Genomic DNA, 10,772 nt, shown 5'->3' on the forward strand with positions numbered 1-10,772 from the left:
CTTGCTTTTCAATTGGAATGACGTCTGGATATTGGCCAGATAAAACCGAGTGACCAACGGCAGATCCGGGTGGAGCTGGGCGTGGGGTACTCAGGAAGACAGGAGGATGTCAGTTGGTTGATATAAACTTTCGTACACATTATGGAATTATTCCGGCGCTTGATTTGGAGTCCGTTGATGAAATTCGTCGGGTGGTGGAGGAAACGTGCGAAGTCGAGGGCGTGGTGGGCTATAAACTTGGGATAGCCGGGGCCCTCCGCCTGGGACTGGCCAATGCCGTCCGGACGATCCGGGAAATCACCGATCTGCCCATTTTATACGACCACCAGAAGGCGGGGCTGGACATTCCTGATATGGCCAAAAAGTTCTGTGCCATCTGCCGGAAGGCCGGGGTAGACGCGCTGGTGTTGTTTCCCCTGGCCGGTCCCTCAGCGGTTGAGGAGTTCGTTGTGCACACCCAGCGTCAGGCGTTATGTCCGATTGTTGGGGGGGATTTTCCGATGGCTGAGTACAAAGTGAGCGGTGGTGGATATGTGGCCGATGATGGGCCAGCCCGAATTTTGGAGCACGCAGTAAGCCTGGGAGTACAGCATTTTATCGTACCCAGCACAAATCTGAACGGGGTCCGACGGGTAAGTGAGTTTCTCTCTGCTTCGGTCCATAAGCCTACGCTATTTATGACAGGGATCGGTACCATGGGAGGGCGTATCGGCGACGCGTTTGCTGCCGCGCCAGGGTGCTTGTGCTACGCTATTGTAGGCCGGGCGGTGTATGCTAGTGACAGCCCGAAAGAGGCGGCTAAACTTCTGGGTTCTGAGGCGTTATGCTTTGCCTAACTGAATAAAGGAGGATCTCTAACATGACAACGGATAATACGATTGCAGGTGCTACAAAGCTCAATTTTTCTAAACTTAACGGTCTTGTGCCCGCCGTGCTGCAGCATGCAGAAACCAAAGAAGTTCTGATGGTTGGCTTTATGGACGGGGAAGCCTGGGAGCAAACCCTTCAGACAGGACTGGTGACCTTGTTCCGGCGTACTCTTGGCCGAGTACAAGTTAAGGGCGAAGAGGACGGCAAGTTTGTGTACGTCCAGCGCATTGTGGTGGATTGTGACGATGACACCGTATTATTGGAGGTGGTGCCGGAAGCCCCTGTATGTCACTACGGGTACGAGAGTTGCTTTATTAAAGAGATTTTACTCAAACAACGATGAAGAAAGCTGATCGGAAAGGTATTGTACGAGGGAACGCACCGGGAGTCCTCAGTCCGACCGCCTCCATTAAGAGACAAGATGCGGCCGTTATGATTTTCGAGCACGTAATCTCAAAATGGGAAGCAATAATAATTTTCAACCTCCCGCAAATAGCGGGAGGTTTTGAAGGTATAATCCAGCGGGAACCAAAGTAGAGTTGCGATTTTGTAAACAAGGCAGAAAAGAATAAACGGGAGGTCTTTTAAGATAATGGCGAACTACCGTGACCCGAAGCTAAAAGTATTTACATGCAATGCGAACCGACAACTCGCCCGTGAGATTGCTGTTCATATTGGATTAACCTTAGGCAATGCTGAAGCCATTCGTTTTAGTGATGGCGAATGCCAAATTAAATTAAATGAGAGTATCCGTGGTGCAGACGTATTCGTAATTCAACCTACAAGCGCGCCTGTAAATGAACATTTAATGGAACTTCTTGTGATGGTTGATGCATTAAAACGTGCATCGGCGAAAAGTATTAACGTTGTGATTCCGTACTTTGGGTATGCACGTCAAGACCGAAAAGCGCGTGCGCGTGACCCAATCACGGCGAAATTAGTGGCCAATTTAATTGAAACAGCAGGTGCTCACCGTATCATCACAATGGATTTACATGCAACACAAATTCAAGGATTCTTTGATATCCCGGTGGATCATCTGCTTGGCGTACCCATTTTAGGTAAGTATTTCTCTGAAAAAGGTCTTTCTAATATCTGCGTCGTTTCCCCGGACCACGGTGGCGTAACTCGTGCTCGTAAGCTTGCTGAGCGTTTAGGTGCTCCTATTGCGATTATTGATAAGAGACGTCCTGAACCAAATGTAGTTGAGATGATGAACATTGTAGGAAATATTGAAGGTAAAACCGCTATTATCATTGATGATATGATTGATACAGCTGGAACAATCACGCTGGCAGCTAACGCATTGGTCGAAGCTGGTGCACGTGAAGTATTTGCATGCTGCACACATCCGGTTTTATCTGGACCTGCTTTTGAGCGTATTGCAAACTCCAGGATCCAAGAATTTGTTGTTACGAATACCATTCCAATTCCAGAAGATAAGCTTATTGATAAAATTAAAGTTCTCTCTGTGGCACCAATCATTGGTGAAGCGATTATTCGTGTACACGAAGAGTTATCTGTAAGTAAGTTATTTGACTATATAAGTCTTTAGTAACATCAAGATGTTGCATGACAAACAAGGGGAGGAGACATATCATGAACTATGTAATTCTGGATGTAGACACGGGAATTGATGATGCACTCGCCATCTCCTATGCAGTACATTCTCCGGAATTAAAAATATTGGGAATTACAACTTGTTTCGGAAATGCAACCGTAGAGGAAACAACGCGAAACACGTTACAAGTGTTGGACATACTGGGGACTGATGACATTCCTGTCATTGCCGGTGCCGCCCAAACGTTTTTGCGGCGAGAATCATATGAAAAGCCAACATGGATTCATGGGGAAGACGGACTTGGCAATACCCATCTTCCTGCGCCGAAGCGAGAGGTATTACAGATGAAGGCACACGACTTTATCATTTCAAAAGTCCGGGAGTATCCGCACCAGGTCACCGTTATAACAGTGGGTTGTCAGACGAATCTGGCCCTGGCAATTGAACACGACCCGGAAGTGGCCAGGCTTGTGCGACAAGTCGTGATCATGGGTGGAGCAGTTACTGTAGCGGGAAACATTACTCCGCATGCGGAGGCAAACATATATACCGATCCGGGAGCGGCCGACTTTGTATTTCGTTCGGGCATTCCGATTACGCTTGTTGGTTTAGATGTCACGCTGAAGACTTTGCTCAGGAGACAACATTTGAATGAGTGGCGGGAAAAAAATACGCATGTATCCCATTTCCTGGCTGATATCTGCGATTTTTACATGGATGCCCATCAGAAAAATTATCCGACGCTCGGAGGATGCTCGCTTCATGACCCGTTAGCAGTTGGAAGTGTTATTGATCCGTCATTTGTGAAGGCGGTTCCTATGCACGTGGAAGTAGTGACAGCAGGAGAAAAAAGAGGACAAACAGTAGGCTGCGAAAGCCAACAGCCATCGAATATCCATGTCTGTCTTGAGGTTGACAGCGATCGTTTTGTGTCCCATTTTTTGCAACGAATCGTATAACTTTCTGCAAAATAGCTAAGTGATGCAAAGAGATGGCATTCGTCGGATGGATCGTGTGGTGCAGGTGAAAAAGTCAGATACAATATCATACAATCGAAAGGGTTAAAAAAGTGGGATAGCCATTTTCAATATAAAAATATACAGGGAGAAGAACTATGTCTTATAAAATTGTCTTTTTCGATGTTGACGGCACATTGGTTAACGAAGAAGTAAAAATACCTCTTGACACAAAAGAGTCGATTCGAAAGCTGAAAGAACAGAACATCGAAGTTTGCTTGGCAACCGGGAGAGCACCATTTCATCTTAAAGATATTACTGAAGAATTAGGAATTGATTCCTTTGTGAGCTTTAACGGTTCTTATGTTGTCCATAAAGGGCAAGTCATCTATGAACATCCGATTAATCAAGCCAATTTGGAATTATTGGAGACACATGCCCATCAATTTAAGCACCCAATTGTTTATTTAAGCCATGAAAAATGCTGTACGAACGATAGCCAGCATCCCCATATCATTGAATCCTTTCAATCTGTCAAGGTAGAGCCGCCACGTTATCATCCGCATTATTGGAAGGATACAAAGATCTATCAAGCTTTACTCTATTGCCAGGAACATGAAGAGCTTTATTACCAGGGGAAATTTGCCGACCTTTCTTTTATTCGTTGGAACCGGGTCTCGATGGATGTGCTTCCTTCAGGTGGATCGAAGGCGAAAGGAATCGCGGTCATGCTCCAGCACCTTAAACTATCCCCTGACGATGCTGTAGCATTTGGGGACGGGTTAAATGATAAAGAGATGCTCTCTTTTGTCGGAATGGGAATTGCCATGGGGAATGCCCATGAAGAAGTAAAATCTTTTGCTAAGTTCACCACCAGGCACGTTAACAATGGGGGCATTCGATATGGCCTACAGCAGGTGCAGCTAATTTAACGTTACTTTATGATATTTTTATTTTGAATCATATGGATCAGGTTAAAGGGGTGATGAGAGATGGAATACCGGGGATGAGCTCGATTCGAAATGTAGAAAGAAACTGCCAAGTGGGGGATGGGCGAGGACTTCCAAAAGAGCAACTCGAAAAGCTAAAATCACATCGTTGGGTTCTTGACACTCCCACGGCTAAAGCCCACTCCTTTAGGGGTGGGATGAAAGTGAGGTTGGAACAGGCGTGGCTTTATGCCACGTCAAATGGGCCAACTATTTTTGTTTATTTGTTGCTGTTTGTTGGTACAACTGATACAATGTGGGTATGAATGAATATAGAAGAACTCATACAACAATATCTTTCATCAAGTATCATTTCGTTTTTTGTCCTCGATACAGAAGAAAAATATTCCTTCGTTCCGATGTAGAGGAACGTTTTAAACAGTTGGTAAAGGAAATATGCGAAGAATTGGAAATTGTCATTGTTGCTTTAGAATGTGACAAAGACCACACACATATGTTTCTACATGCACTGCCACACCTGAGTCCTTCCAATATTATGGCAAAAATCAAAGGAGTGACTTCGAAAAAGTTGAGAGAGGAATTTCCTCATCTTCGACACTTGCCGAGTTTATGGACACGTTCCTATTTCGTTTCTACCGAAGGAAACGTATCAAGCGAGACAATCAAACGATATGTGGAACAACAAAAAACAAGGGGGTGAATCTGATGTCGCAAACAATCACTGTAAAAATTAAATTGCTTCCCACGAAAGAACAGGCCTCCATCTTGAGTGAAATGAGCCGAGTGTATATTTCGACTATCAATACACTTGTATCTGAAATGGTCACTGAAAAGAAAAGTACCAAAAAAACAACAAAAGATGTTTCTACCAATCTTCCAAGTGCGGTCAAAAATCAAGCAATCAAAGATGCGAAAAGCATTTTCCAAAAAGCAAAGAAAAGTAAATACACTGCTGTTCCTGTACTCAAGAAACCTGTTTGTGTGTGGAACAATCAAAACTACTCGTTTGATTTCACCCACATCTCTCTCCCTTTGATGATAGAGGGGAAGGCAAGGAAAACGTCGATTCGTGCTTTGTTGATTGATAAGAAAAATCGTAATTTCAACTTGCTCAAGCACAAAGTAGGGACCCTTCGCATCACGCAGAAATCTGGCAAGTGGATCGCTCAAATTTCTGTCAGTATTCCGACTGTCGAAGGAACTGGATTGAAAGTGATGGGGGTTGATTTGGGATTGAAAGTCCCTGCGGTTGCTGTGACAGATGATGAAAAAGTTCGCTTTTTTGGTCATGGCAGACAAAACAAATACATGAAGCGGAAATATCGTTCTGTTCGCAAAGCATTAGGAAAAAAGAAAAAACGTAATGCCATTCGTAAGTTAGACGATAAGGAACAGCGTTGGATGAAAGACCAAGACCATAAAGTTAGCCGTGCAATTGTGGATTTTGCAAAAGAAAATAAGGTTTCTGTCATTCGCCTTGAACAACTTGCGAACATTCGACAGACGGCAAGAACAAGCCGTAAAAACGAGAAAAATTTGCACACATGGTCCTTCTATCGCTTGTCTCAATTCATCGAGTACAAAGCAAAAATGGTTGGGATAAAAGTTGAATATGTGAATCCTGCTTATACAAGCCAAACTTGTCCTCAGTGTTCCGCAAGAAACAAAGCACAAGGACGTAAGTACAAGTGTGGATGTGGCTTTGAAAAACACAGAGATGTAGTAGGTGCAATGAATATTCGATATGCACCTGTGATTGATGGTAACAGTCAATCAGCCTAAGATGCTATATGCACTGTCTTAGGAGGGGTGATGGCACACCCTAACCTTCGGAGTTGTTCAAAACAGAAATGGACTGCGAACGCTAACTACCGAAGAATCCCATCGGCTTTAGCCGTGAGAGTGTCAACAAAGATAAGGAAACCATATCCGCAGGAGAGGAGTTGCTGGGGGAGAACACCTATAAGGACAGCGTATAACGAGATAGAGCGGCGAAAAAGACCAGAAAAAATCCTTTCTTTGAAATGTATGTTTTTCCTTTCATAAGGAACCATATAAATGTATCTGGCATTTCATCTCAAGGAGGGAACATAACAATGGCTAGAAACAGGAACAACTTGCTTGCCTCGCAAGCACGCGGGGCACTGGAGCAAATGAAGTATGAGATTGCTACTGAATTCGGTGTACAATTGGGACCGGATACGACGTCTCGTCAAAACGGCTCTGTGGGCGGAGAAATCACCAAACGCCTGGTCATGATGGCGGAGCAACAGCTCGGCGGCGGCCGTATGCAGTGATTCCACAAAGGAGGGCAGAACCGCATTTGTTCTGCCCTTTTTCTGTGAAAATCATTCCCTCATTCTTTTTCAACTGCTTCTACAAGATCTGCTTTTTTATTTCCTGAGTGGAAGAGGAGAGAGAAGCTCCCACTTTTTCTTCTTTTAAAAGCAGTGCGCAAGTAGCAGCCACAGCAGATGCCAGGGCGAAAAAGATAAAGACGTTACCGAAATCCTGAGCTCCGTCCACCGTGACTTTTACTAAATAACCGGCTACTAAAGGAGAAACAAATGAACCAAGCTGGCCTATGCCATTGGAAATTCCTGTAGCTCTCCCCACGACTTCCTTTGGATAACGTTTCTGTAAATAAGCATAAACGGAGCCAAAATTCAAATTAACAAAGAAGCCAACGAGTAACAGCAAACCTAATAACAAGCCGGTCTGGCCTTTTTCCAGTGAACCGAGCAGCCAGAGAACAGGGATGCTTCCAAGATAGGCAATAATCCCAACAGGTTTCATTCGATGCAATACTTTATCCATTAACCAGCCACCTAATAACATTGCGAGGATTGCGACAACATAAGGCGCAGAAGCAAACAGACCCATTTCCTTGATATTTAATCCATGCTGCTTCACAAGGAAGGTAGTTAACCAGGTTGTTGTTCCCCAATATACAGCCAGCTGACAAAAAAGCAGGAGTGTATACAGATAAAAAGAGGGATCCCGCAGGAAAATGGATGCGCTTACACCTTTTACCTGAGAAGTACCTGATTCTTCATCCGCAATGCTTTCCTGGCTTTCTGCCGTAATATGATTATATTCTTCCTGTTTTAAACGTCCTTTGTCGAGCATTTGTTTCGGTGTATCTGAAACGAAGTACCAGAGAATAAATATACCAATCAAACCAGGAATCGCGAGAAGATAAAATACAGGTCGCCATTCACCACCAAAAAGATAAAAAGAAACAGTCGTAATAATAACAGGGACAATGGCGGGGGCTACTGCCCATGACGTGGTAAAAAACGAAACGGAACGCCCGCGCTCAGCAAGCGGGAACCAGTTATTAATGGTACGAAGAGCTGGAGCAAAATGATGGCCCTCCCCTAACCCAAGCCCAATACGCAGGGCTATAAACTGGCCGAATGACTTAACCATCCCGGTTAAAGCAGTAACGAGTGTGAATACAATAATAGCGATGTTCATAACTTTTTTCGGTCCAATTTTATCCGCAAGAAATCCAGCTGTCACCTGTGCTAATGAATATGCGAAAAAGAAAACAGAAGCAAGCTGTCCCACCTGTACGGGTGTTAGATTTAAATCCTCCTGGATAAAGGGAAGGAAGGTGAGTACGGCTAACCTATCAAAATAATTAATAATGTAAAGCAGCCATAGGGTAACAAGAACCATATGGCGATATCCCCATGCTTTTTTCGCGAGTTGTTGCATATTTCTACCGCCTCTCTATTTTAAGTAGACTAATAGCGCGTGTCTTCTCAGCAGCTGACGCGTTTTGCATTTACTAGACGATTGTTTGTCCAGCGCGGCACAATTGGTATGATGCCTGATTGGCCGGCATAGGTAACAGCTTTGCTAAAACCGAGCTCTGCGAGCAGACAACCTGTTTCTGTGTCTTTAAATACCTCAGTGATCCTGTGAGATTGAGATTCGTATAATTGAAAAGCCGCTTTTGCTGAATCTGTCAGTTTCCATGACAGGTTGTTTTCTTTTATAAGTTCGGAAATCAAGTAGCCGGCACTTAAAAAATCTTCAAGGGAAAAGCGATTATCAGAGCCGGCGCAAACGATCAAAACGGAGCTGGTGTCCTGTTCTTTCTTAATGTGGCTTGCTACCGCTGGTCCATTTAACATAGAGGAAGTATAGACACTTTTTGCTGCGGAACACTTTTGAACAGCAACTGTTCCGTTTGTTGTGGACAAAACAATAGATTTATCCGATAGATCTCTTTTCAACAGTTCGACCGGATCAGGGTTCTGGAACCCTTCTAACGTGTGACCGCCTTTTTCACCACATAAAACATAGCTTTCTTCTGTAAGTGTTTCGCATGCCAGGAGTGCCTCTTGCTCGTTTAGGACAGGAATCACTTCTTTTGCGCCGTGGTGAAGAACAGCCGCAATGGTTGAGGTCGCAAGTAGAGCATCGATAACAACAGCTGTACAGTCGGTCAGTTTTTCCCTATTAATATCTTCCTTGCGTGTTAATACATGTATTTTTCTCATATCGTCCTCTATAGTAACTCTTTATTTTTTGCCCGTAACGCTTGATGCATGAGATTATGAATCCCTTCGCCAAGTTTGGCGAATCGGTCGTCTTTCGCTTCCCCTTTTTTCCAGCGATAGTAGATTTGTTGAAGAACGACACCGATCTTGTAAAAAGCAAATGTTAAATAATAGTCAATGTTGGATAGATCACGTCCGCTTTTTTCTGCGTAAAGCTGTACAAACTCGCGGCGTTTAATAAAGCCTGGATTAACGGTAACGGATGTAAGACCGGTTTCGCCTTCTCCGGGCTCTGTCCAATAAGCGAGACTGCAGCCCACATCGGTTAAAGGATCGCCTATTGTACACATTTCCCAATCAAATACAGCAACTGCTTCCCTTGGATTATCTGGAGAAATCATCATATTATTAAGCTTGAAATCATTATGAACGATGGATGGAGCAGGAGAGGCAGGGAGTTGTTTGATAAGCCACTGCTCGATTTCAGGTACAACAGCCATCTCTTCTGTTTTTGCATGATGATATCGTTTAATCCAGCCCTGTACTTGCCGTTCAAGGTAGCCCTGAGGTTTCCCTATAGTAGCAAGACCCGCTTTTACATAGTCAATATTGTGCAAGAAGACCAGTGTATTGACAACGGTTTCGGATACAATTCGGGCATACTCCTTGTTTCCTACATGTTCGGGAGGTAAGGTGTCATCCAAGACAATTCCGTTCTTCTTTTCCATAATGTAAAAATGCTTATCTGAAATAGCCGGATCCTCACAGTAAAGATATGGTTTTGGCGCTAACGGAAACACCGGGTTTATCTTTTGAAGAATGGTAAACTCCCGTTTCATATCATGGGCTTTGGGAGGAATTTGGCCAAAGGGGGGCCGTCTGAAAACGGCTTCCCAATCCCCGATTTTAAGCAGATAGGTTAAATTCGAATATCCTGCCGAAAACTGTTTGACCTGCATAGGTTCATTAGAAAGATTCTCAATGTGAGAGCGAATATAATACTCAATGACTTTCCAGTTAATTTCCCTGTCTCGCCGGCTAAGATTGGTTTGATTCATCGAGTGACTCTCTCCTTTTTGAATGCTTTCAGTACTTGCTTAGCAACAACCATTCGATGTACTTCATCGGCACCGTCATAAATGCGAGCAGAGCGCGCCTCGCGGTAGAATCCTTCTAACGGTGTATCCCCCGTAATACCAAGCGCACCGTGAACCTGGATGGCGCGGTCGATAACATCATGAAGAACTTTGGCTCCAAAAAATTTGATAATGGAGATTTCTTTACGGGCCTGATCGCCCTGGTCCATTTTCCAAGCAGCATGCAATGTTAATAGACGTGCTGCTTCGATTTCGGCAGCAGAGTCAGCGATGAAATTTTGAATCGTTTGGAATTCCGATAACGTTTTACCGCGTGTCGTTCTCTTTGTAGAATACTCAACCATAAGGTCGAAACTTCTCTTTGCCACACCGATCCAACGCATAGCATGCGTGATTCTCCCCGGACCAAGACGTAATTGAGCCAGCTTAAAGCCTTCTCCACGTTTCCCCAACAGATTTTCTTTAGGGACACGACAGTTTGTATAGCGTACTTCACAATGACCGCCGGCAAAATGATCTCCCATAACTGGCACTTCTCTTACGATTTCAAAGCCCGGGTTGTCCGCATCAACAATAAACATGCTGAAACGCTCATGGGGCGCTGCATCCGGATCGGTCATCGCCATTACAATGGAAAAGGAAGCGCCAATGGCACCGGTTGTAAACCATTTATGGGCGTTAATTACCCATTCGTTACCGTCAAGTTCTGCGCGAGACTGCAGCATTGTAGGATCGGATCCGGATACTTCTGGTTCAGTCATTGCAAAACAGGAGCGAATCTCTCCGTTTACTAATGGCATTAAGTATTTTTCTTTTTGTTCTAT

General features: G+C 44.3%; 12 protein-coding genes. 8 read left to right on the forward strand and 4 right to left on the reverse strand.

The window, feature by feature from the left end; all coding sequences use genetic code 11:
• Window positions 1-113: 113 nt before the first annotated feature.
• The 8 genes from ADA01nite_RS17540 to ADA01nite_RS17580 all read left to right on the forward strand — a co-directional run bounded on the left by ADA01nite_RS17540 (window position 114) and on the right by ADA01nite_RS17580 (window position 6,634).
• Complete coding sequence (locus ADA01nite_RS17540) at window positions 114-836, forward strand: orotidine 5'-phosphate decarboxylase / HUMPS family protein (protein ID WP_146811659.1); 723 nt, start codon at window positions 114-116, stop codon at window positions 834-836.
• A 23-nt stretch (window positions 837-859) separates the two neighbouring features.
• Entirely contained in the window at window positions 860-1,213 is a 354-nt protein-coding gene (locus ADA01nite_RS17545; RefSeq protein ID WP_146811661.1) for a phosphoribosyl-AMP cyclohydrolase, read from the forward strand.
• Window positions 1,214-1,462: 249 nt separating this feature from the next.
• Window positions 1,463-2,425 (forward strand): ribose-phosphate diphosphokinase, encoded by a 963-nt coding sequence (locus ADA01nite_RS17550; protein ID WP_146811663.1) that lies wholly within the window; start codon window positions 1,463-1,465, stop codon window positions 2,423-2,425.
• A gap of 44 nt (window positions 2,426-2,469) precedes the next feature.
• Window positions 2,470-3,390: a nucleoside hydrolase gene (locus ADA01nite_RS17555; protein ID WP_146811665.1), complete on the forward strand. Its 921-nt coding sequence runs from the start codon at window positions 2,470-2,472 to the stop codon at window positions 3,388-3,390.
• A 155-nt stretch (window positions 3,391-3,545) separates the two neighbouring features.
• Window positions 3,546-4,319 carry a Cof-type HAD-IIB family hydrolase gene (locus ADA01nite_RS17560; RefSeq protein ID WP_146811667.1) on the forward strand — a complete coding sequence of 258 codons (774 nt, stop codon included), beginning with the start codon at window positions 3,546-3,548 and terminating at the stop codon, window positions 4,317-4,319.
• A 319-nt stretch (window positions 4,320-4,638) separates the two neighbouring features.
• Window positions 4,639-5,037 carry an IS200/IS605 family transposase gene (tnpA, locus tag ADA01nite_RS17570; RefSeq protein WP_146811691.1) on the forward strand — a complete coding sequence of 133 codons (399 nt, stop codon included), beginning with the start codon at window positions 4,639-4,641 and terminating at the stop codon, window positions 5,035-5,037.
• A gap of 5 nt (window positions 5,038-5,042) precedes the next feature.
• The gene (locus ADA01nite_RS17575; RefSeq protein ID WP_146811669.1) at window positions 5,043-6,119 is read left to right on the forward strand and encodes an RNA-guided endonuclease InsQ/TnpB family protein; all 1,077 of its coding nucleotides are present in this window, start codon (window positions 5,043-5,045) and stop codon (window positions 6,117-6,119) included.
• Window positions 6,120-6,433: 314 nt separating this feature from the next.
• The gene (locus tag ADA01nite_RS17580; protein ID WP_146811671.1) at window positions 6,434-6,634 is read left to right on the forward strand and encodes an alpha/beta-type small acid-soluble spore protein; all 201 of its coding nucleotides are present in this window, start codon (window positions 6,434-6,436) and stop codon (window positions 6,632-6,634) included.
• Between the two features lie 79 nt (window positions 6,635-6,713).
• Here ADA01nite_RS17580 and ADA01nite_RS17585 read toward each other — a convergent pair whose 3' ends face one another.
• The 4 genes from ADA01nite_RS17585 to ADA01nite_RS17600 all read right to left on the reverse strand — a co-directional run.
• Entirely contained in the window at window positions 6,714-8,060 is a 1,347-nt protein-coding gene (locus ADA01nite_RS17585) for an MFS transporter (RefSeq protein WP_146811673.1), read from the reverse strand.
• A gap of 47 nt (window positions 8,061-8,107) precedes the next feature.
• A complete protein-coding gene (locus tag ADA01nite_RS17590; RefSeq protein ID WP_146811675.1) occupies window positions 8,108-8,851 on the reverse strand; it encodes a 2-phosphosulfolactate phosphatase in 744 nt (247 codons plus the stop codon).
• 8 nt (window positions 8,852-8,859) lie between these two features.
• The gene (locus tag ADA01nite_RS17595) at window positions 8,860-9,909 is read right to left on the reverse strand and encodes a phosphotransferase family protein (protein WP_146811677.1); all 1,050 of its coding nucleotides are present in this window, start codon (window positions 9,907-9,909) and stop codon (window positions 8,860-8,862) included.
• Window positions 9,906-10,772 (reverse strand): acyl-CoA dehydrogenase family protein (locus tag ADA01nite_RS17600; protein ID WP_146811679.1); only part of this gene is annotated, 867 nt, incomplete at its 5' end. The genes ADA01nite_RS17600 and ADA01nite_RS17595, both read right to left, overlap by 4 nt.

The sequence above is a fragment of the Aneurinibacillus danicus genome (genome assembly GCF_007991215.1).
GTDB lineage: Bacteria > Bacillota > Bacilli > Aneurinibacillales > Aneurinibacillaceae > Aneurinibacillus > Aneurinibacillus danicus.